Source organism: Streptomyces sp. NPDC001137, from assembly GCF_040298885.1.
Classification (GTDB): Bacteria; Actinomycetota; Actinomycetes; order Streptomycetales; family Streptomycetaceae; genus Streptomyces.
In genome coordinates, this window is the sequence record NZ_JBEPBA010000005.1 from 423,373 (window position 1) to 444,773 (window position 21,401).

Sequence of the window (21,401 nt, forward strand, 5' to 3'; positions counted from 1 at the left end):
GAAAGTCCCGGCGAAACCGTTGTCCCGTAATCTGGCGTGACTGTTTGTAACCGGAAGCGTTAGCGAGGATGACGGTGCTGGACGTACGGAAACTGGTACTGCTGCGTGAGGTCGGCGTCCGTGGATCCATCGCCGCGGCCGCGCAGGCCCTCAACTACACCCGTTCCGCGGTCTCCCAGCAGCTCTCCGCGCTGGAGGCGGAGACCGGCACCGCCCTGCTGGACCGCGGCAGCAGGCGGGCCGAACTCACCCCGGCCGGGCGGTTGCTGGTGTCCCACACCGACCGGATCCTGGCCCAACTGGAGGCCGCCGAGGCTCAGTTGCGTGCCCGAGACGGGCGGATCAGCGGTGAGCTGCGGGTGGGCGTGCCCCTGCACGAGGGGCCCGCGCTACTGGTGCCGGCACTGAACCGGCTGCGCCAGGACCATCCGCGGCTGCGCATCACCCTGCACGGCGTGGCCCCCGACGAGGGCCGGCAGACCGTGCGGCTCGGCCGGCTGGACGCCGTGCTGGCCGCCGGCTATCCGCAGGTGCCCGAGCCCCGGGTGCCCGGGCTGTACGAGGAGGAAGTGCTCAGCGACCGCCTCCGCCTCGTCGTCGCCCCCGGCCATCCGCTGGCCACCGGTGAACTCCCGCGCCGTCTCGAGGAGTTCGCCGGGGAACCATGGCTGCTCGACCGTACCTCGCGGCTCGGCAGGCTCGCCCTGCACGCCTGTGCCGGCGCCGGTTTCGTGCCCGACATCGTCTCCGACATCGGCGACATGCAGGCGGTCTTCGGGCTGGTCTCGCTGGGCTGGGGCGTGGCGCTCGTCCCCGACCTGGTGCCCGGCCGGCCGGGCCATCCGGTCGCCCGGGTCACGCTGGAGGGGCCCCAACTCGCCCGCCGCATCACCCTCGTCGTGCGCGAGGGCGCCCTGCAGACCCCGCCGGTCGCGGCGCTGCTGCCGGCCGTGCGGGAGGCAGCGGCGGAGCTGAGCAGGTCACTGACGGAACATCAGGACCCCGCGTCCCAGTAGCGGGACCCCTCTCATCACGAAGCCGCCGGCCGACGCGGGCAGCTCCCCGAAAACCGCACCTCCACCGCCGGCACCTCGACATCCGCCATGGCGAGCCGCAGCCTGACCGGTGGGCCAGGACTGGATCCAGGACAGGGCGACCGCGCGGGCACGGAAGGCCTGCGGGACGACGGGCAGCAGCGAGGTGCGTTCGTGCGGCGAGCGGGCCGGACGGTGCCGGCGCGGCACCACCGACACGAACCGGGTCACCGCTCCGGCCTCCCGGCCGGGCCCGGCGGCGAGGATCCGTAACCCGTACGGCTTTGCGGCGGCCGGTGCCGCGATGGCCGCCCGACCGGGGATGCCGGCCTCGGCGGCCTCCCGAGCGGCCGCCGCGGTGGAGGCGGCCGCCCGGGGGCGGGCGCCGGGCAGCCGGGCGCGCGGTCAGTGCTCGCACCGGCCGAGTGCGTGCGGATGGCTGAGCATCGGTGACCGACGTGAGGCGCGAACCGCACCGGCACCTCGACCGCGGCGTTGATGTGCGTGTCGCGGCGGCCGGCGGGTATGACCCCGCGCACCGAGGTCTCCAGGGCACCACGGCCGCCTCCAGCGCGGCGGGGACCGTGGGGAACGGACGGTGCGGACCCAGCCGCCCCCGGGGGGGGACCACCGACGGCAGCCGGCGTACGGCGCCCGCGTGAAGGTCCCCTCGGGGCCGAGACAGCCGTAGGGCAGCTCGGGCCGTCAGCTCTCGATGACGCGGTGGAAGGCGACGGTGTCGAAGATGTCCTCCATCCGCACGGCACGGCCCCCGCGCAGCACCCAGGAGTGGACGAACGGCTGGGTCTCGGTGTGGCCGCGCAGCGAGGTGATGTCCCGGTGGCCGAAGACGACCACCCGCTCGCCCTCGCGGACGAACTCCTCGGGGTGCAGCTTCATCCCGCCCAGGACGGTCGGTACGTGCGCCAGGAACTCCTTGACGCCGGCGTGCCCGTGCTTGGTGCCGCCGAGGCCGTACTGGGCCATGCCCTCGGGGTGCACCCACTCGATGTCCGGGTCGAAGGCGTCGAGCAGCGCGCCCACGTCCCGGGCGGCGAAGGCGGCGTAGGCGGCGTGGATCGGGGCCAGCGGATCGGTGCTGTCGGTCATGTGTGTCAGTCCTTGAGGTGTTCGGGATACAGGGCGGCCAGGGTCCGTCGGATGCCCTCGCGCCATGGCACCTTGCAGGGTCCGGTGAGTGAGCGGCGCAGGGTGGGGTCGAACTGATAGGTCTCGCGGGTGACCTCGCTCGGGACGAGGTTCGCCGTCACCCCGGTGAGCTCCTCCAGATACCGGACGCAGTCGGTGATGCCGACCGGCTCGTCGCCGCCCCAGTTGGTCAGGGTCACCGGGACGCTCGCCGCGTTCCACAGGTGCGGGACCTGCTCGACGAGGTCGTCGGTGTACAGCAGGGAGCACCAGTTCTGGCCCTCGACGGGGACCGGGATGGGCTCGCCGGCGAGCATCCGCTTGAAGTAGAGCATCGGGACGCCGCCGTAACCGCCGGGGCCGTAGGCGATGTTGAGGCGGGCGATGACGGTGGGCAGGCCGAGGGTGTGGGCGAAGGCGCGGACCGTGCCCTCGGCGGCGATCTTGACCACGGGGTAGGCGGGCAGCCAGTCGGCCCTGCCGTCCAGCGGGTCTGTCTCGGTGTACTTGTGGTCGAGGGTCTGCCGGGCGTAGAGGGCGCCCGTGGAGACGTACAGGAACGCCTCGGCGGTACGGCAGTGGGTCATCAGGCGGCCCGCCGCGACCGAGTTGACCTCGACGGCCGCGTTGAAGTCACCGTCCTCACCGCGCCGGACGGCTGAGTGGAAGACATGAGTGAAGTCCTCCGGCAGACCCTTGAGGGAGCCCTCGCCGGTGTCGTCCATGTCCCAGCGGAAGGTGCGGATGCCGTGCCGGGTGAGGTCCTCCTCGGCGCCGGGGCTGCCGAAGCGGCCCAGTGCCCATACCTCGTTGCCCTGGGCGAGGGCTTTGGCCACCGGTCCGGCGACCTGCCCGGTCGCGCCGGTGACCAGGATCTTCTTGCCGTTCACTGGATGCTCTCCTGGAGAGTGGTGGGGGTCAGGCGTCGCCGAGGGCGCGGTCGAGTTCCCTGCGGAGGATGGACTGGAAGGCCGCCACGTGCTGCGGGCCCATCAGGGTGTAGTGCTCGCCGGGCACGTCGATGTAACGGTTCTCCTCGGTGGTGTGCTCGTCCCAGCGGCGCAGCTCGTTCTCGAGCCAGTCCTCCTTGGTGCCGCGCAGCGGGATGGCGTAGAAGACGCTCATCGAGCGGACCTTGCCGCTGGGCGCGTAGCTGCGGCCCAGGTCGGTGAGGCTGTCGGCGAGTTCGGCCCAGGCCTTGAACTTCTCGAAGGTCAGGTCCAGTTCGGCGAGCCGACCCTCGGGCGCGTGGTCGATGAAGTACGCCAGCTGCTCGTCCCTGGTCAACGGGCGCAGCCGGTCGGGGAGTTCCAGGGACTGCTTCTTGTCGATGAGATCCAGGAAGAACGCCAGATTGGCGGCGGTCTCGACGAAGTCCAGTTCCTCCATGCGGTACTTGATGTGCGGGGGCAGGTTGAAGCTGCCGACGAAGTCGACGCGTTCGCCCTGGTCCTGGAGCGCCTTGGCGATCTCGAAGGCGACGGCACCTCCGTAGGAGTATCCGGCGACGGCGTACGGGCCGTGCGGCTGGCGTTCGCGGATCGCCCGTACGTAGGTGTCGACCATCTCGGCGAAGCTGGTGAAGGGCGTCTCGCCGGGGTTGAAGCCGCGGGCGCGCAGGGCGTAGAAGGGCCGGTCGCCGACGAAGTACTTGGCGAGGTTGACGAAGACGAGGACCTCGCCGACGCCGGGGTGGACGCAGAACAGCGGTGTCTTGTCGCCACTGACCTGCATGGGCACGATCGGGTCGTACTCCCGCTCGCCGCTCGCGGCACCGTCGAGGTGGGCGGCGAGGGCACGCACGGTCGGGGACCGCAGCACGGTGATGATCTGGAGGTCGGCGGCGCCGAGGCGCCGGGCCACCAGCGAGCGCAGCCGCAGGATGTCCAGCGAGGTGCCGCCGAGGTCGAAGAAGTTGGCGGTGGCGCTCAGCCGCTCCGGGTCGGTGTCGAACATCTCGGCGTAGATGCCGGCGAGGACCTTCTCGGTGTCGCCCTCGGGCGCGTCGTAGCCGCCGAGCCGGCGCAGCACCAGGTCGTCGACGGCGGCCCGGATCTCGTCGTACACGCCCGTCTCCAGGCGCCTGCGCATCAGGGAGCGCTGGATCTTGCCGAGGCTGGTCTTGGGGAAGGCGTCCTCGGGCAGGGGCAGGATGAGGGCGGGCCTGAAGCCCCAGTGCATGACGACGCTGCTGCGGACGGCGGTCAGCACCCGGTAGAGGGCGAGTTCGTCGTCGGCCGCGCACTCCGGGTGGAAGGCGATGACCAGTTGCTCGGTGTCACTGCCGGGGGCGCGGGTGGGGAAGGCGGCGACATAGGAGCGGGCCACGTCGTCAAGGCCTTCGAGGACCGACTCGATGTCGTGGCTGAAGTAGTTGACGCCATTGACGATGATGCTGTCCTTGCTGCGCCCGACCAGGGTGAGCCGGCCGTCGTCGATGCGGCCGAGGTCGCCGCTGCGGAACCAGCCGTCGGGGGTGAAGGCGTCCCGGGTGGCCTGCTCGTTGTTGTAGTAACCGGCCGTGATCATCGGGCCGTTGAGCTGGAGTTCGCCCACCTCGCCCTCGCCCAGCTCGTGGTGGTCCTCCTCGTCGGCGATCCGGATGCGCAGCCCCTCGACGGGCCGGCCCAGGTTGGCGAACTCCTGGCCCTGGTCGGCCGCCGGGAACTGTGTGGAGTAGATGCTGCCGGCGCAGGTCTCCGACATCCCGAAGGCGGGCCAGAGGGCGTCGGCGCGCAGTCCATGGGCGGCGAAGCGGCTGAGGAACGTCTCGCCGGTGGTGCGGACGACGGCCTCGCCGCCGCTGATGATGTGCCGCAGCCGGGACAGGTCGAGGGCCTCGCCGGCCTCCTCGTGGAGCCCCTCGGCCTGCGCATTGATCAGCCCCAGCAGGAAGTTGGGCGTGAAGGTCATGGTGACGCCGAAGCGGGAGACGATCCGCAGGAAGTTCAGCGGCTCCTGGAGGATGACGGGCGCTTCCACGTGCAGCTGGGTGCTGCCGGCGTACAGCGGGAGCATGTGGCACTCCAGCAGGGCGGCGACGTGGTCGAAGGAGACCCAGTTGAGGGTGGTGTCCTCGGCGGTCAGCCGGTGGTAGCCGTTCTTGCCGGCCATGGAGGCGAGCAGGTTGGCGTGCGAGAGCATCACGGCCTTGGAGTTGCCGGTGGATCCGGAGGTCAGCACCAGGACGGCGGTGTCCTTGGGGTCGGCCTCGTGGCAGGTGCCGTCGGGCGTCTCGGCGTACAGCTGCTCCAGGGCGGCCACCGACAGGCCCTCGGTGCGCGGGAGTTCGGCGGCGAGGGTCTCGCTGGTGACGATCAGCGGGTGGTCGAGGAGGGTGTCGACATGGGCGAGCTGGGCGGCCCAGCGCTCCGGGTCGCCGCCGAGCGCGGCCATCGGGCAGGGTATGAAACCGCCCAGCTGGCAGGCCCAGAACGCGGCGAGGAACTCCCTCGGCTTCTCGAGGAGCAGCACGACCTTGTCCCCGACGGCGAGACCCTGTCCGCGCAGGCCACCGAGCACGGAGCGGGCCGCGTCGAGGAGTTCGGAATAGCTCTGGAAGGGTGCGTCGGGGTCGGTCGCGCCCCGGGGGTAGCGCAGCCCGGAGGCCGGGTGGTTCCGGGCGGCGTCGCGCAGCAGATCCACGATGGTCCGTGTGGTCGAAACGGCTGTGGTCATGTCGATGCCTTCTCTTCCTGTCGCGTCGGTGGCCGGGTTGTGGTGGCCGTTGACGGGTGGGGCACGGATGACGGCCACGGGTGGTGACCGCGACGCCGTGGCGATACGGCGGGTCGAATGGCATGCGGGGGCCCGTACTCAACGGCGCGCGACGCACCGTTCAAGCGGGGAGGCCGAGCCGCGAAAATCTCCGGAAAAGCACATCGGAACAGCGCATGCGCAGGCTACGACGGAACCCCGACAAGAGAGATCGAGCGTTCCGGAACACTGGGCAAGTACCTGTACATCGTCCCCCACCGACCAGGTCAGCGCCGAGAGCCACGACGCCGGGGCTCTGAATACCCGCCGAGAATAGAAACCGGCACACCGGCTTGTCAAAGGACCCTGGGAATGCGGAAGAAAAACCGGAAGAGGCGGGAGAGTGCGGCGCCGGCAACTCAATCCCGGATTTCTGCAACTTGCCCGTTACATTACGGCCCAGAAGGCCCTGAATTGCGCCTGAGCAATTTTTCCTTACGGGCGGTGTAAGCAATCAAGACGCGTCCGGAAAGGGAACCGCCCCGACCCTGAGGCCGGGGCGGAGGGCCGGGCGGCTACGACAGCTGTGCCTGTACCCGGGAGGAGATCAGCTCCAGGTGGTCCAGGTCGGCGAGGTCGAGGACCTGGAGGTAGAGGCGGCTTGAGCCGGTCTCGGCATAGCGGCCGATCTTGTCGACGACCTCGGACGGGGTGCCCGCCAGGCCGTTGGCCTTCAACTCGTCGACCTCGCGGCCGATCGCGGCGGCGCGACGGGCCACCTCCTGGTCGTCCTTGCCCACGCAGACGACCAGGGCGTTGGAGTAGACGAGGTCCTCGGGCCGCCTGCCTGCCTCCTCGGCGGCGGCGCGGACGCGGGCGAACTGCCGCTCGCTGTCCTCGACCGAGGCGAACGGCATGTTGAACTCGTCGGCGTACCGGGCGGCCAGCCGCGGGGTGCGGGTCGCGCCGTGGCCGCCGACCAGGACGGGGATCTTCTCCTGGGCGGGCTTGGGCAGCGCGGGCGAGTCGGTGAGGTCGTAGTACTTGCCGTGGAAGTCGAAGGTGTCGCCGACCTTGGTCTGCCACAGGCCCGTGACGATCTCGAGCTGCTCCTCCAGCCGGCCGATCTTCTCCTTCGGGAACGGGATGCCGTACGCCTTGTGCTCCTCCTCGAACCAGCCGGCGCCGAGGCCGAGTTCGACGCGGCCGCCGGACATCTGGTCGACCTGCGCGACCTGGATGGCGAGCACGCCGGGCAGGCGGAAGGTGCCGGCGGTCATCAGGGTGCCCAGCCGGATGCGCTTGGTCTCGCGGGCCAGTCCGGCGAGGGTGATCCAGGCGTCGGTGGGGCCGGGCAGGCCGTCCACGGAGCCCATGCGGAGATAGTGGTCGGAGCGGAAGAAGGCGTCGAACCCGAGGTCCTCGGTGGCCTTGGCCACCGCGAGCAGCGTGTCGTAGGAGGCCCCCTGCTGGGGCTCGGTGAAGATGCGAAGATCCATACCTCCATCCTGCACGCCACGGTGCCGGTCAGCCCCACCGGTCCCTCCGGGCACTCCCGTCCACGGTCGGGTGAAAAACCGTGGTCGCCCGGCTGGGTGCGTACCTGCGCCAGTACTGCATTTTCCCGGGGGACGCCCCGCTGATTGCCGCTGCGCGGCGGGCCGGACCCCCGGCAGAAGAGCGGGCCGGCCACCGTGACCGGCGCGGACATCGCGAGGCAGACCTGAGTAACCCGCTGTGGTGGTGATCGTTGGCTCGTGCGGAGCCGGACCGCCCGGCGCCCGCGCCGGCGGCCGTCGCCGGGATGTCATCCGATCGGCCTCCTGGCGGGGGCCTGGGGCCGAGGAGGCCGTCATGTCCGAAGAGTCCGTGCCGCAGCAGGGCGGCGGCACCGGCCGGCCGAAGGGCCTGCTGCAGCAGATGGAGGAGCTGATGGCGGCGCTGAACGCGGACCTGTCGGCCCTGGACGCGGATCTGCAGTCCGCGGGGCGGGGCGCGGAGGAAAGCGAGGCGGGCTGAGATCCCGTCCCTAGCCGGCCTCCCTCTCGGGTAACACCTCCTCCCGGTCCGCGAGTCTGCGCAGCATCTCCCGGACCCGGTCCCTGGACTCGTCCGCCGCGTCGATGGCCTCCATGCACTGCCAGTAGGTGCTCTCGTCGTCCGCGGCACAGGCGAGTCCCACCAGGGCGATGCCCACCTCGCCCAGGAGGCCGCCGAGGCAGAGAAGGGCCTGGCGGGCGTCGCCGAGGTCGGTGAGCTGGGCCGCGCGCAGGTCCTCGGTGGCGAGGTGCGGGTTGTCGAGGACTCCGCAGCCGCGGCCCGCCAGCTCCGTCAACCCCAGTGCCTCGCCGCGCAGTTCGGGCGGGCCGGAGACCGCGAGGCGGCTGCCTATCGCCTGCGCCAGTGCCTGCGCCTGCCACACCTCGGTCATGGTCTCCGGAGCACCGCCGCTCCCCGCAAGGGCACGTCTGCTCGTCACGATGAGCCGCACAGCGTCCATGCCGCTGCCCCCGTCTGTCTGGACGCGCTGCCCGCACGTCCGCCCGAACTCCCTTGTCCACTACCCAGAGTGAGGGTGTGCGGGACGAAAAGCCAGAGGAAGACCGAAATCTGTGGACAACAAATCGATTTCGGACCGGTTGTTGACTCCGGAGAGTGAAAGTGGACTGAACCACTCCCGGCGGCTGCCCTGTTCGGCTACGGCGCCGGGAACCTCCGTTCGTTGCGGTCGATCTTCGCGTCCAGCGCCGCGAGCGGGTCGATGTCCAGTACGTCGCACAGCTGCAGCAAGTAGGCGAGGACGTCCGCGACTTCGTCCGTGACGCGGTGCGCGGTGTCCGGGTCGTCCATGACGCGGGCGGACTCCTCCGGCGTCAACCACTGGAAGATCTCGACCAGTTCGGAGGCCTCCACGCTGAGCGCGGCGACGAGGTTCTTGGGGGTGTGGTACTGCCGCCAGTCGCGGGCGGCGGCGAAGTCGGCCAGCCTGCGCTGCAGTTTCGCCACGTCGAGATGATCGGTCACGGCTCCAGGTGTACCACCGTGACGGGCTCCGGGCCGTCCAGCCCGGCGGCCCAGGAGGCGTCGCTGACCGCGGCCACGACGCGGATGTGGCCGCGGCCGGCCGTCCGCAGGGCCAGCCGCAGCAGTTCCCTTCGCTGCCGCGGGTCCAGTGAGCGGTCGAAGCCGTCGGCGAGAACGGTGAGCGTCTGCATGGCCGCGGGCACCTCGCCCGCGGTGTCCACCTCCAGGACGCCCGGCCCGGTCAGCAGGACCAGCGCGAGGGCGAGGTATCTGAGCTCGCCGTCGCCCAGGCGCCGCAGAGCCGTCCGGAAGCCGTCGCCGCGGTCGAGGAGTGCCTGGACGGTCCCGTCGCCCAGCGGCTCGGCGAGCACGTCGGTCACCGGCCCCGCGCATCCGGCGCGCACCGCGTCGACGAGCTGCGCGTGCCGTCGCGCGCACTCGGCGCGGGTGCGCCACAGGACGTCGGCGAGGTTGTCGCAGCCGCCGAGGAGCAGACCGGAGCCGAGCGGGACCGGGGCGCGCATCCGGCCGGGGCGCGGATCGCAGGCGAAGACGGACCGCAGGGCGACGACCATCTGTTCGGCGGCGGCGAGCACCCGGCGCTGCCCGGCGGTCTTGCCGGCCACGCGCAGCGGCAGCAGCGCCGTGCCGAGCCGGTCGTCGGGCAGTGGCGCCCGCGTCACCGGTGCCGAACCCGCGGTGTGCCAGGCGGCTTGCACGGTACGGCGGGAGGGGTCGCGCAGGGCGGTCTCCAGGAGCACAAGGCCGCCCGCGGTCAACCGCTCGCCCACGATGCGCAGTTCCGGCTCGGCCTGCACGGCGACGTCGAGCCGGACCGGCCCCTCGGGCCCGTCGGCCGTACAGCCGATGCGGAACCCGCGCCGCCGCTGCGCGTCGGGCCGCGCCCGCTGCGGCACACAGTCGGCCGCGTCGGGAAACACCTCCCCGACCTCGGCACCACCGCCCAGCCGGGCCAGCGCCTCGTAGGCCCGCAGCGCGCTCGTCTTCCCGCAGCCGCTGCCCCCGGCGAAGAGGGTGACCGGCCCGAGCTCGAAGCCGGCCCGCCGGTGTCCGGCGAAGGCGGACAGCCGCAGCTCGGTGACACAGGGGCGGTCCGGGCGGGCGAGGTCCGCGAGGGTGCGGACCGGGGACTGCGGAACCCTGGCCTCCGGCACGCGGGTCTGCGGCCCGGCCGTCCTCCTGCGGGCAGCCGGCACCGACGACGTCCGGACACCGGACGGGGCAGGGCCGCTTGTTCCGGAAGAGGTGCCGGTGTCGGGCTCGAGCGGCAGGCACGCCTGCCTGCCGGACGCCTCGCTCACGGTTCGGTCGGAGGGCCCGCACGGTACAGATGACACGGTCATGATCCGGACCGTAGGGCTCCGCCCCGAAGACGAACCGTTACGGCGTCGGGAGCTTCCTACGATCGGGGGACCACGGTCAGGAGCCGGCCACTCCGGCGCTCTCCACCAGGTCGGTGACCTCGGTGTCCGCGGGGGCCAGCAGGAAGACGTTGCGGTCGACGCGGTGCATCCCGCTCCCGAGGCCGAAGACGACTCCGGTGCTGAAGTCGAGGACGCGCTTGGCGACCTCGCTCTCCGCGCCGCTCAGGTCGAGCAGGACGGGGACCCCGGCCATCAGGGTCTCGGCGACCTCGCGGGCATCGGCGAAGACGTTGACCCTGAGAACGACGAAACGGCGGCGGGCTTCGGTCAGCGCTTCCGGGTGGGCGCGATGGTCCACCGCCGACGGCCAGGCGTCGCGCCCCCGCAGCGGCACGACCTGGGCGAGCCCCTCCCACTGTTCATCGGTGACGTCGTGGCTGTTCACCGGCTCCCCCCGAACTGACTCGCACTCATTGCCTGCACCAGCCAATTCTTACGCCAAGTCACCCGTTCGGCCCAACAGCGACACGGTCCGCGACCGTCACAACCGTTTCACGGCGACGAGAACCGGTCAGGTATGGACCGGTTCCTACCCGAACGGGGCTTCTTACCCGCCTCACACCGGACTCTTCACCTCCGGCCACGTACTGCTCACCGGGCGCGACTAGCGTCCTCTGACGTGCACTTGGCAGAAACCCAGCTGGTGACACCCGGCCGGCGGACGCAGTCGGCGGTGTCCGCCGCACCGGAACCCCCCGCGCAGTGGCACCGCGTACTGACGCTGCTGGCGAACGTCAGCCTGTTCATCGGCACCCGCGCGGTATGGACGCAGGCGGCCAGTCACCGGCCGCCCGTGGCCGCCGCCATCTCGGTGTGTTACGCCTCGATCCTGGTCTGCGGAGTGCTGACGCTCGTCGTGCGCCGGGCCCGGTCGCTGGCGCGGCTGGACGCGGTCGTGCTGGTGACCGCCGTGGTCCTCGCCCTGTGCGCTTGGGCCATGAACCACGGCGGCTCGGACGAGGCGGTGCTGACCACCCAGGCCGCCAAGGAGCTGGTCGCCGGCCACCACGTCTACGGGCATCCCTGGCCCTGGCTCTTCAAGAAGGGCATCGCCCTCACCACGACCTTCGACGGCGGCTACGACTACACCTACGGCTATCCCCCGCTCGCCCCGCTGCTCACCGCACCCCTGCTGTGGATCGGCCACGGCGGCGCCCCGGCGACGGCGGTCAGCACGGGCGCGCTGATCGTCGGCACGGTGGTGCTGTGGCGGATGCTGCCGGTGCAGTGGCGGTCGGCGGCGACCATGGCGTGCCTGGGCTTCGGGTTTCTGCCGACCTACGGCCGTGAGGGCTACCCGGCGATCACCGCGCTGGCCCTGCTGATCCCGGTGGTGGTGCGCTGGCCGCGGATCGGACAGGGCGGACGGCTCGGGGCGGCCGGTGTGGCGCGGGCCGCCTGCTTGGGTGCCGCGTGTGCCGCACAGCAACTGCCCTGGTTCCTGACGCCGTTCCTGCTGGCCGGGATCTACGCGGTTCGCCGCGGTGAGCTGGGCGGACGCGCCGCGGTGCTGGTGGTGGCGCGGATCGCCGCGGTCGCCGCGACCGTGTGGCTGCTGATCAACACGTACTTCGTCGTGAGCGAGCCCGGCACCTGGATCAGTGGCATCGCGCTGCCCCTGACCCAGGGGGCGACGCTGCACGGGCAGGGCCTCGTGGGTGTGTCGCTGTACTACACGGACGGCAGCGACCGGGTGGACTGGTACGGGCACGCGAGCATGCTGCTGGCCGCGGCCCTGCTCGGGCTGATGGTCCTGTTCATGCGCCGGCTGGGGCCGGCCGCGACCGTGCTGCCCTGGTGTGCCTTCTATCTGGCGACCCGGTCCCAGGACGGCTACTACCTGATGATGACGCCGCTGTGGCTGGCGGCCGCCATCACCGCACCGCCGTCCGAGTTCGCGCGGGCCTGGCAGCCGCGCCCGCGTCTGCTCACTGGCCGCCATCGGCGCCCGGCGCTGGCCGCGGCGGCCGCGCTGCTGGTCGCCCCGGCGCTGGTGAGCGCCGTCCTGGCGGTCACCGGGAAGCCGCCGCTCAGGATGGAGATCGCCTCCGTGCGCCGGACGGCGGCGGACGCGAACGTCCTCACCCGGCTGAGCCTGCGGGTCACCAACAAGGACGACAGCGCCCTGGAACCGCACTTCATGCTCACCGTCGGCCAGGGCCTGCGGCAGTACTGGACGGTCCTCAAGGGACCGGCCACCCTGCCCGCGCACGCCACGGCCGACTATGTGATCCGGCCGCCGGACCATGGGAAGTTCACCCTGCCGGGGCCGAAGGCCCGGCTTCGGCTGCGGGTCTTCACCCCCACACCGCAGACGCTGTCCAGCATGGACCTCCACCTGCGGGTGGGCGGCACCGGCGGGCGGGCCGGCCGGGCCGGCTGACGGGCGTCAGGCCGCCGTACGCACGAAGCGGAGTGTGGCGGAGACCGTGGTCAGGCCGCGGATCATGCCCAGCTGGTTCCAGCCCAGGCCGAACTCGCCGCGGTCCACGGTGAACTCCGTGTCCAGGGTGAGCGCGTCGGCGTCCGCTCCCACCAGGCGCGCGGTGAGGGTCTGCGGGCGGCTGATGCCGCGCACGGTCAGCTGACCGGAGACCTCGACGGTGTCACCGGCGCCGGGCTTCGCGCTGCGGACGGCGAAGGTGATCTCGGGGTGGTTCTCGGTGTCGAAGAAGTCGGCGGAGCGCAGGTGCTCGTCCCGCTTCTTGTTCTTGGTGTCGAGGGTGGCGGCGTCCAGGGTCAGGGTGCCGGTGGCGGAGCCGTCGGGCTGCACCTCGCCCTGTCCGCCGACGGCGCCGAAGGTGCCCTTGACGGTGACGAGGCCCCACATCGTCTTGTGGCGCAGGGCGACGGTGGAAGCGGCGGCGTCGAGCTGCCAGACACCGGTTTCGACGGCGACGGTCATGATCTTCTCCAGTGAGCAGTGAGCGGGGATCCGGTGGATCTGGGGATCTGGGGATCCGAGGGGAAGCAAGCAAGTGCTTCAAATTTGGATGACTACGACCGTAGACCATTATCCAAATCTGGACAACCCTCCGGTCCAAAATTGGACAACAGGTAGACTCGACACCATGGCCGACCCCGAGGAGCACCCGACCGACCTGCCCGAATGTCCCTCCGCGCAGGCCGGCGGACTGCTGCCCAAGGAGCTGCGGGCCTGGATGGTGATGCTGGGCGCGGTGGGGGCGGTGGAGCAGGAACTGCGGTCGGTCGTGAAGGAGCGCCTCGACGTCTCGCACGACGAGTTCCTGGTCCTGTGCCTGCTCGCCGAGCAGCCCAGGACGGGTCTGCGCATGACGCGGATCGCGGAACTCCTCGGCCGCCCCAAAACCCGGCTCACGTACCAGATCGCCTGTCTCCAGCACGCCGGGCTGATCACCCGCAAGTCGGTCTGCGGCGACAAGCGGGGCATCGAGGTGGCCCTCACCGACAAGGCCCGCCGCCTCCTGGAGGAGGCCTCCGGCAGCCTCGCCTCGACGGTCACCCGGGCCCTGGCCCACGTCATGGGCCCGGACCAGCACGAGGCGATGTGCGGCCTGCTGCCGGAGCTGGCCATTGAGGTCGAACGCGCCAAGGAGTCCGCGCTCGCCAAGGAGTCGGCGCTCGCCGAGGAGTCCGAGGGTTCGTAACGCGGGGTGACCCGCCCGCTCCTGGGTACTCGGCGGTCCCGTGCCGGCGATCGCAGGAGGGCTCCATGGGCGCACTCGACCTGCCCGAACCCGTCGACCGCAGCGGAGCCGCGCCGCCGGTCGACGCGGCGGGGCTGGAGGCCGCGTTGCGCGAGAGGGTCGACGGTGAAGTCCGCTTCGACGCCGGGAGCCGAGCCGCGTACTCCACCGACGCCTCCAACTTCCGGCAGACCCCGATCGGCGTCGTCGTGCCCCGCACCCCTGAGGCGGCCGCGGAGGCGGTGGCCGTCGCCCGCGAGTACGAAGCGCCCGTCCTGTCGCGCGGCGGCGGGACCAGCCTCGCCGGGCAGTGCACCAACGCGGGCGTGGTGATCGACTGGTCGAAGTACTGCCACCGGGTCGAGTCCGTGGACCCGGACGCCCGCACCTGCATCGTCCAGCCGGGCATCGTCCTCGACGAACTCAACCGGCAGCTCGCCCCGACCGGCCTGCGCTACGGCCCCGAACCCGCCACCCATATGAACTGCACCATCGGCGGCATGATCGGCAACAACTCCTGCGGCGCCACCGCGCAGGCCACCGGCAAGGTCGTCGACAACATCGCCCGGCTGGAGGTGCTGCTCTACGACGGCACCCGCTTCTGGTGCGGCGAGACGAGCGACGAGGAGTACGCCGAGATCGAGCGGCAGGGTGATCTGCGGGCCGCCCTCTACCGGCAGTTGCGCGCCCTGCGGGACCGGTACGGCGACGAGGTCCGCCGCCGCTACCCGGACATCCCTCGCCGGGTCTCCGGCTACAACCTGGACTCGCTGCTGCCCGGGCACGGCTTCGACGTCGCGGGGCTGCTCGTCGGCAGCGAGTCGACGCTGGTCACCGTCCTGCGCGCGGAGCTGGAGCTGGTGCCCGTGGTCAAGGAACGGACGCTGGTCGTGCTCGGGTTCCCGGAGATCTCCGTGGCCGCCGACGCCGTACCGGCGATCCTGCCGTACGAGCCGATGGCGCTGGAGGGCGTCGACGCGCGGCTCATCAAGGACGAGCGGATCAAGCGCCTCAATCCGAAGGCCCGCGCCCAGATGCCCGAGGGCAACGCCTTCCTGATGGTGCAGTTCGGCGGGGACACGGTCGAGGAGGCGGACGAGCGGGCGCACCGGATGCTCGACGGGCTGCACGAGTCCGAGCAAGACGCCGAGGTCGCCTTCCTCGACGACCCCTCGCACGAGGAGGAGTTGTGGCAGGTGCGCGAGGCCGGTCTGGGCGCCACCGCGCACATCCCGGGAAAGCCCGACACCTTCGAGGGCTGGGAGGACTCGGCGGTGGCGCCGGAGCGGCTCGGCGACTATCTGCGCCGACTGCGCCGCCTCTACGACGAGTTCGGATATCTCAGCGACACCGGGCCCAGCCTGTACGGCCACTTCGGGCAGGGCTGTGTGCACACCAGGATCCCCTTCGACCTGTACTCGGCCGACGGGGTGGCGGCCTACCGGCGGTTCATGGAACGGGCGGCCGATCTGGTCGCCGAGTTCGGCGGATCCTTCTCCGGGGAGCACGGGGACGGGCAGAGCCGCGGTGAGCTGCTGCCACGGATGTTCGGCGAGGAACTGGTCGAGGCCTTCGGGCGGCTGAAGGCGGTCTTCGACCCGCTCGACCGGATGAACCCGGGGAAGGTCGTGGCACCGTACCGGCTGGACCAGAACCTGCGCCTGGGCGGCGACTGGGCCCCCTACGCCCCTCGTGACCTGCACTTCCGCTTCCCGGACGACGGGGGCTCCTTCGCCGAGGCCGCGGGCCGGTGCGTCGGCGTGGGCAAGTGCCGGCAGCTGACCAACAAGGGCGGCTCGGTGATGTGCCCCTCCTACCAGGTGACCCGGGAGGAGGAGCACTCCACGCGGGGGCGGGCGCGGTTGCTGTTCGAGATGCTCGACGGGCACGGCGACAGCGCGATCCGGGACGGCTGGCGCTCGGAGGCGGTACGGGACGCGCTCGACCTCTGTCTGGCCTGCAAGGGCTGCAAGAAGGACTGCCCGGCCGATGTGGACATGGCGACCTACAAGGCGGAGTTCCTGTCCCACCACTACGAGGGCCGGCCCTGGCGCAGGCCCCGCTCCGACCTGTCCATGGGCTGGCTGCCGGCCGTCGCCCAGGCGGTGGGCCGGACCCGGCTCGGCCCGGTCGTCAACGCGCTCACCCACACGCCGCCGCTGTCCCGGGCGGCCGTGGCGGTGGCCGGGGTCGAGAACCGGGAGGTACCGCTGTTCGCGGGGCGCACGCTGCAACAGTGGTTCGCCGGCCGTCGTGAGACGTACGGCGACGGTTCGCGCGGGAGTGTCCTGCTGTGGCCGGACACGTTCACCAACTTCTTCCACCCGCATGTCGGGCAGGCGGCCGTGGAGGTGCTGGAGCACGCGGGCTGGCGGGTCGAGCTGCCCCGGGAACCGCTGTGCTGCGGACTGACGTGGATCTCCACGGGTCAACTCTCGGCCGCCGAGCGGGTGTTGGGCCGCACGGTGCGCCGTCTCGCCGGGCATGTCCGGGCGGGCGGGCTGGTGGTGGGCCTGGAGCCGAGCTGCACCACCGTGTTCCGTTCGGACATGGGCGAGCTCTTCCCCGGCGACCGTGACGCGCGCCGGCTCCGCGACCAGACGGTGACGCTGGCCGAGCTGCTCACCGAGCACTCCCCCGGCTACCAGCCCCCGCAGGTGCCGGACCGTTCGGCGCGGGCGCTGGCGCAGGTGCACTGCCACCAGCACGCCGTGCTCGGCTGGGACGCCGACCGCGAACTGCTCGGCCGGGCCGGCGTGGACGCCGAGCAGCTGGAGTCCGGCTGCTGCGGGCTGGCCGGCAACTTCGGCTTCGAGCGCGGCCACCTGGACGTCAGCGAGGCCTGCGCGGAACGCGTCCTGCTGCCGCGGCTGCGCGAGACCGACCCGGCGACGGTGCTGCTGGCCGACGGCTTCAGCTGCCGCACCCAGGTCCACGAGTTCGACAGCGGCGGCCACGAGGCGGTGCACCTCGCGGAACTGCTGGCCTCGGCACTGCCCGACGGTGCGCACGGCAGCGCCTACGGCGTCGGCGCGGGCGTACGGCCGGCCCCGCCGGGCCGCCGCGCCCAGTCCCTCGCCCTGGCCGGGGTCGGGCTGGGCGCGGCGGCCGTCGCAGCCGGGGTCACCCGCGCGCTGCGGCGGTGAGGACCGCTGGGGTCAGGAGGCCTTGGCGGAGCGGCCCCGGACGAGCGCGAACGCCGCTGCCGCCAGGCCCAGTACGCCCACGACCAGCCCGGCGACACCGAGTCCGCGGGCGGTGGAATCGCTGCTCGCCGCGCTCGACGCGGAGCCGTCGGTGCTCTTGGGCGTCGGCGACGAGGCCGAGGTGCTGCCCTCCTCCGCGCCCTTGGCGGTCAGCTTGAGGACGGGGGCCGGGTTCTCCGGCTCGTCCGCACCGGACTGGGCCACATCGATCCAGCGGACGGTCTTCCCGTCCGAGTACGTCTGAAGGGTCTTGAAGGTCAACTGGTCGGTGTCGTCGGGTAGTTGACCGAAGGCGACGTTGAAGTCCTGGTACTGCCCGGCTCCGATTTTCCCGCCCGTCCAGGTGATCTCGGAGACGGCGTCGGTGATGGTGCCGTCGTCCGTCTTGACGGGCGTCTTCAGCTTGGTGTTGGTGACCTTCGCCGTCCAGCCGTTCTGCGGCGGCGACACGAGCACGCCGAGGACGGGGTGGTCGGTGGGCAGGAACACCTGCACCTTGGTGGTGCTCGCGGTGTCCTCCTCGTTCGGGACGCGGAAGGTGACAACGCCGTCCGTGGCGCCCTTCGCATAGCTCTCGGGGTGGACGGTGACGTGCGCGGACGCGATTCCCGCGGCGGCCAGGAGCCCCGCGGCGGTCAGCGCGGTGACGGTGCCTGCGCGGCGCAGGGCAGTGCGTGCGGTGGACATGGGTGAGCTGATCTCCGTACTGAGGAAGGGATGTCGAGGTCAGATCGCGTACGACATCCCCGGCGGCGGACCGCGCCGCTGCACCGCGTGCCGCAGCAGCAGCCGTCGCAGCGGCCGCGGGCCGTCGGCACCCGGGCGTACGGCGTCCGGCGCGGCCGGCAGGGTCCCCGCCCCGCCACCCACCCGCCACCAGGCGGCGAGGCCCGGTACGAGCGTGGCGGCCCGCCGCAGCAGCGACCACAGCGCGGCCTCACCGCGCCGCAGCCACCAGGTCAGCACCACCGCGGCGCCGACGTGGGCGGCGGTGGCGTGCGGGGTCAGGGCGTGCGAGTGGCCCATGTGCATGGCGCCCATGTCATGCATGCCGTACATGCCGCGCATGAGCATCATGGGGTGCGGGCGTACGGCGTCGAAGGTGAGGTGCAGCCCGGCCTGGGCCGTGAGCGTGCCCACGCCGATCGCGGCCAGCGAGCGCTCCCGGGCACCCAGCAGACAGCCCGCCCCGAAGACCGGTACGAACCCCGAGGCCTGCACCCACACGGGCGGTGCCGTCCCGGTCGCCAGCGCGTGTCCCCCGGCGGCGAGCAGCACGCACAGCGCGGCGAACACCGCCGCGCGCAGCGCGCGTACCGAAGGAGACGCCGTCATGGCGCCCGATCCTGCCATGCGCCGGGGCGGCGCCACCCGGCGGATCCCCAAGCGCACAGGTGCAGACTGGGGACCCACGAAGAAGTGCCGGGCAGAGGCGGTGACGGGGTGACGGCCGGACTGCGCATCCGTATCGACGGCGTCGACCTGCCGGGTCGTGCGTGCGGGCCCGACGGTGACATGCCGTCGTACCCCAACATCCATGTGGCCGTGCAGCGCCGGGACCGGCCGGGGGAACTTCTCGATCCGCAGCCCGGCGACGCCGTGTCCGTGAGCTGGACGCTGGAGTGCACGGTCACAGGTACGGACGTCAAGGGGCCCTATGTTCAAGGGCGTCCGAGCGATCGCTTCGTCTATCTGTCCTGGGGGACGGTCGACGGCTCCGGCGCCTTCGGCATGTTCCGGCGCGCCAAGCTGATGCTGGACGCCGTGCCGGCCGAGGTGCTGGGCGCCGCCGTGCGCGAAGGGCTGCTGGTGGGGCGGCTGCGGCTGACCGACGCCCGCGGGAACCCGTTGTGCGCACGGGTGGTGCCGCCGCACATCGTGTGGAGCGCGGGACAGGGGTAACGGCCTGGCGCCCACGGCGGTCTGCGTACCATGGGCGCCGTGACGGCCCTTGCACAGCATCGCGATGCGCCGCCGCCTGCTGTGCGGCGGCGGGTGTTGCTCGTGCTCGGGCTGCTGGCCGGGCTGCTCGCCATGCACGGTCTGGCACCCGGCGGCGGTGTCGTCGAGCACTCCGGCGCACGGCACATGACGGCGGCGGTCGCCCTGCACGGCGACTGTGCGGGCGACGACTGCGGTGGTGGCCATGCCCAGCACGCCGACCAGACCTGTGCGTCCGGCGCCCTGAGCAGCGGGCCCACGCTCCCCGCCCTCGTCGCCGACCCGGTGGCCGTGCCCGCGCCCTCCAACGCCCCTTGCCCCTACGCGGGCACGGCCCCGGACGGTGCACGCGCGCCGCCCTCCCTGGCGGAACTACAGCTCCTGCGGATCTAGACACCACGCGGCACCGCGCCCACGCACGACCGGCGACGCGGTGCGCCTCGGCACGTCCGGATCCCTTTCACGCAGCAACGCAGGAGTTCCAGCATGCGCAACACCCGTACATCCATGGCCCGTCGCACCGCCCTGATGGCCGCGACCCTCACCGCCGGGCTCGTCCTCACCGCCTGCGGCGGCAGCAGCAGCGACAGCGGGAGCGGCGGCCACGACAGCCACAGCGCCGGCTCGTCCTCGCCCTCGTCGAGCACGGCCGCTCACAACGCGCAGGACGTGTCCTTCGCGCAGGGCATGATCCCGCACCACCAGCAGGCCCTGGAGATGGCGAAGCTGGCCGCCGGCCGGGCCTCGTCCGCCAAGGTCAAGGATCTCGCCGCGCGCATCGAGAAGGCGCAGGACCCGGAGATCCGCACCATGAGCGGCTGGCTGAGGTCCTGGGGCCAGAGCGTGCCCTCGGCGATGCCCGGCATGGACCACTCGGCCCACTCCGGCATGGCCGGAATGATGGACAGCAAGGACATGGACGAGCTGGAGAAGGCGTCCGGCACGGAGTTCGACACCATGTTCCTGACCATGATGATCGAACACCACAAGGGCGCCGTGCAGATGGCCGGCACGGAGAAGTCAAAGGGCGCCTACGCCCCCGCGACCACCATGGCTGACGCCATCATCACCGGCCAGACCGCCGAGATCAAAGAGATGAACAAGCTCCTCGGCAAGAGCTGACGTCCTGAGGGGAGGGACCGCTGACCGGTCCCTCCCCGCCGCCCTGAAGGGACGCGCCCCAAAGGGGCGCGGGGCTGTATCCATATGCGGCTCCGCCGTGGGGCGCGACCAGCCACAACGGCGCAGCAGACAAAACAACACCGCGCCCCCACGGACCTCACCGCACAAGCGCTGCAAGCACCTCCGCACAGATGGCCATGGCCGTCTCCGCCGGCGTGCGCGCCCCGATGTCCAGCCCGATCGGCCCATGGATCCGCCCGAGCTGCTCCTCGTCCAGGCCCGCCTCCATCAGCCCGGCGGCGCGTCGCTCCTGCGTATGGCGGGAGCCCAGCGCGCCGACGTACGGGACACCGGAGGTCAGCGCGGTGTGCAGAGTAGGCACGTCCACGTCGGGCTCATGGCTCAGCATGATCAGACAGGCGGCGGGATGCGCGACAAGTAGCTTGCCCGCGTCCTGGGCGGCGGACGTCACCGTGGCCTGCCAGCCGAGCAACCCGGCCTGGGCGACGAGGAGTTCGGCGAGTTCGCCGCCGCCGACGACGACGAGGTGGGGTACGGCGGGGCAGGTCTCGACAAGGCAGAGTCCGGCCTCGGTCGCGTGCACCTCTCGGCCGGCGCGGTGGCGGGCGAGCAGGTCGCGGGCGCTGGCGGCGGCCTGGGGCGGCACGTCCGGGCCGTCGGCCTTGTCGTCCGGGGTCACGACGGCGCTGACGGCATGCGTACGCCGTTCGTCCAGCCAGGTGACCAGCGCCGCGTCGGCGCCCGCACCGAGCAGCTCCCACCAGCGGCCCGGCACGGCGGCCAGCGGCTGGAGAAGGATCTCGGCGCGGCCCCCGCAGGTCAGCCCGGCCTCCTTCACGCCCTCGTCGTGCACGGCCACCGCGACCACCCGGGCGGTGTGTCCGGGCGGCAGCGAGGCCGCCTCGGCCACCAGCTGCCGGTCGAAGGCGCCCCGGTAGAGCCTGCCGTGGCAGTGCCCGTCCTCGTCGACGAGGATCGCGTCGGCCGGATGGCGTGGCCCGAAGCCCCGCTCGCTGAGCGGCCGCGCGAGGACCGCCGCACGGCCCTGCGCCGCCCACTGTGCTGCCGTACCGGCCAGTTCACGCATGGATCCAG

General features: G+C 71.9%; 21 protein-coding genes. 8 read left to right on the top strand and 13 right to left on the bottom strand.

Annotation, left to right across the window (positions count from 1 at the left end; translation table 11 throughout):
- Positions 1–68 precede the first annotated feature (68 nt).
- On the top strand, positions 69–1,016 hold the full coding sequence (locus ABT254_RS13125) for a LysR family transcriptional regulator (RefSeq protein WP_351467861.1): 948 nt from the start codon (positions 69–71) through the stop codon (positions 1,014–1,016).
- Here the strand turns inward: ABT254_RS13125 and ABT254_RS13130 are convergent.
- From ABT254_RS13130 to ABT254_RS13150, 5 genes are all read right to left on the bottom strand, one after another.
- Positions 981–1,427: a prephenate dehydratase domain-containing protein gene (locus tag ABT254_RS13130; protein WP_351468090.1), complete on the bottom strand. Its 447-nt coding sequence runs from the start codon at positions 1,425–1,427 to the stop codon at positions 981–983. The two genes, ABT254_RS13125 and ABT254_RS13130, sit on opposite strands and share 36 nt — an antisense overlap.
- 312 nt (positions 1,428–1,739) lie before the next feature.
- Positions 1,740–2,144, bottom strand: coding sequence for a nuclear transport factor 2 family protein (locus ABT254_RS13135; RefSeq protein WP_351467864.1), 405 nt, complete (start codon positions 2,142–2,144; stop codon positions 1,740–1,742).
- A 5-nt stretch (positions 2,145–2,149) separates the two neighbouring features.
- Entirely contained in the window at positions 2,150–3,073 is a 924-nt protein-coding gene (locus tag ABT254_RS13140) for an NAD-dependent epimerase/dehydratase family protein (RefSeq protein WP_351467867.1), read from the bottom strand.
- Positions 3,074–3,101: 28 nt separating this feature from the next.
- Entirely contained in the window at positions 3,102–5,861 is a 2,760-nt protein-coding gene (locus ABT254_RS13145) for an alpha/beta fold hydrolase (RefSeq protein WP_351467870.1), read from the bottom strand.
- 593 nt (positions 5,862–6,454) lie between these two features.
- Positions 6,455–7,378, bottom strand: coding sequence for an LLM class F420-dependent oxidoreductase (locus ABT254_RS13150; RefSeq protein ID WP_351467873.1), 924 nt, complete (start codon positions 7,376–7,378; stop codon positions 6,455–6,457).
- 355 nt (positions 7,379–7,733) lie between these two features.
- Between ABT254_RS13150 and ABT254_RS13155 the strand changes: the two genes are divergently transcribed.
- Positions 7,734–7,898 carry a hypothetical protein gene (locus ABT254_RS13155; RefSeq protein WP_181922541.1) on the top strand — a complete coding sequence of 55 codons (165 nt, stop codon included), beginning with the start codon at positions 7,734–7,736 and terminating at the stop codon, positions 7,896–7,898.
- Positions 7,899–7,908: 10 nt separating this feature from the next.
- Here ABT254_RS13155 and ABT254_RS13160 read toward each other — a convergent pair whose 3' ends face one another.
- The 4 genes from ABT254_RS13160 to ABT254_RS13175 all read right to left on the bottom strand — a co-directional run bounded on the left by ABT254_RS13160 (position 7,909) and on the right by ABT254_RS13175 (position 10,733).
- The gene (locus tag ABT254_RS13160; protein ID WP_351467876.1) at positions 7,909–8,379 is read right to left on the bottom strand and encodes a DUF6099 family protein; all 471 of its coding nucleotides are present in this window, start codon (positions 8,377–8,379) and stop codon (positions 7,909–7,911) included.
- 197 nt (positions 8,380–8,576) lie between these two features.
- On the bottom strand, positions 8,577–8,903 hold the full coding sequence (locus ABT254_RS13165) for a nucleotide pyrophosphohydrolase (protein WP_344401805.1): 327 nt from the start codon (positions 8,901–8,903) through the stop codon (positions 8,577–8,579).
- Positions 8,900–10,267 carry an AAA family ATPase gene (locus ABT254_RS13170; protein ID WP_351467879.1) on the bottom strand — a complete coding sequence of 456 codons (1,368 nt, stop codon included), beginning with the start codon at positions 10,265–10,267 and terminating at the stop codon, positions 8,900–8,902. The genes ABT254_RS13165 and ABT254_RS13170 overlap by 4 nt, the downstream gene beginning before the upstream one ends.
- A gap of 76 nt (positions 10,268–10,343) precedes the next feature.
- Positions 10,344–10,733, bottom strand: coding sequence for a cell division protein SepF (locus ABT254_RS13175; RefSeq protein ID WP_351467882.1), 390 nt, complete (start codon positions 10,731–10,733; stop codon positions 10,344–10,346).
- 234 nt (positions 10,734–10,967) lie between these two features.
- Here ABT254_RS13175 and ABT254_RS13180 point away from each other — a divergent pair, with 234 nt between their 5' ends.
- Positions 10,968–12,731, top strand: coding sequence for a hypothetical protein (locus tag ABT254_RS13180; RefSeq protein ID WP_351467885.1), 1,764 nt, complete (start codon positions 10,968–10,970; stop codon positions 12,729–12,731).
- Between the two features lie 6 nt (positions 12,732–12,737).
- Here the strand turns inward: ABT254_RS13180 and ABT254_RS13185 are convergent, their stop codons facing one another.
- Positions 12,738–13,253, bottom strand: coding sequence for a YceI family protein (locus ABT254_RS13185; protein ID WP_351467887.1), 516 nt, complete (start codon positions 13,251–13,253; stop codon positions 12,738–12,740).
- Positions 13,254–13,419: 166 nt separating this feature from the next.
- On the opposite strand from ABT254_RS13185, the gene ABT254_RS13190 reads away from it, so the two are divergent.
- Both ABT254_RS13190 and ABT254_RS13195 read left to right on the top strand, forming a co-directional pair.
- Positions 13,420–13,977 carry a MarR family winged helix-turn-helix transcriptional regulator gene (locus tag ABT254_RS13190; RefSeq protein WP_351467890.1) on the top strand — a complete coding sequence of 186 codons (558 nt, stop codon included), beginning with the start codon at positions 13,420–13,422 and terminating at the stop codon, positions 13,975–13,977.
- A gap of 65 nt (positions 13,978–14,042) precedes the next feature.
- Positions 14,043–17,162: an FAD-binding and (Fe-S)-binding domain-containing protein gene (locus tag ABT254_RS13195; RefSeq protein ID WP_351467893.1), complete on the top strand. Its 3,120-nt coding sequence runs from the start codon at positions 14,043–14,045 to the stop codon at positions 17,160–17,162.
- Positions 17,163–17,174: 12 nt separating this feature from the next.
- On the opposite strand, the gene ABT254_RS13200 is transcribed toward ABT254_RS13195, so the two are convergent.
- Entirely contained in the window at positions 17,175–17,909 is a 735-nt protein-coding gene (locus ABT254_RS13200) for a YcnI family copper-binding membrane protein (protein WP_351467895.1), read from the bottom strand.
- Between the two features lie 39 nt (positions 17,910–17,948).
- Positions 17,949–18,557, bottom strand: a complete 609-nt coding sequence (locus tag ABT254_RS13205) for a hypothetical protein (protein ID WP_351467898.1) — start codon at positions 18,555–18,557, stop codon at positions 17,949–17,951.
- Positions 18,558–18,665: 108 nt separating this feature from the next.
- On the opposite strand from ABT254_RS13205, the gene ABT254_RS13210 reads away from it, so the two are divergent.
- The 3 genes from ABT254_RS13210 to ABT254_RS13220 all read left to right on the top strand — a co-directional run bounded on the left by ABT254_RS13210 (position 18,666) and on the right by ABT254_RS13220 (position 20,285).
- Complete coding sequence (locus ABT254_RS13210; RefSeq protein ID WP_351468092.1) at positions 18,666–19,124, top strand: DUF5990 family protein; 459 nt, start codon at positions 18,666–18,668, stop codon at positions 19,122–19,124.
- A gap of 30 nt (positions 19,125–19,154) precedes the next feature.
- Complete coding sequence (locus ABT254_RS13215; RefSeq protein WP_351467901.1) at positions 19,155–19,556, top strand: DUF6153 family protein; 402 nt, start codon at positions 19,155–19,157, stop codon at positions 19,554–19,556.
- Between the two features lie 93 nt (positions 19,557–19,649).
- Complete coding sequence (locus tag ABT254_RS13220) at positions 19,650–20,285, top strand: DUF305 domain-containing protein (RefSeq protein WP_351467904.1); 636 nt, start codon at positions 19,650–19,652, stop codon at positions 20,283–20,285.
- A gap of 157 nt (positions 20,286–20,442) precedes the next feature.
- On the opposite strand, the gene ABT254_RS13225 is transcribed toward ABT254_RS13220, so the two are convergent.
- Complete coding sequence (locus ABT254_RS13225) at positions 20,443–21,393, bottom strand: XdhC family protein (RefSeq protein WP_351467907.1); 951 nt, start codon at positions 21,391–21,393, stop codon at positions 20,443–20,445.
- Between the last annotated feature and the right edge of the window lie 8 nt (positions 21,394–21,401).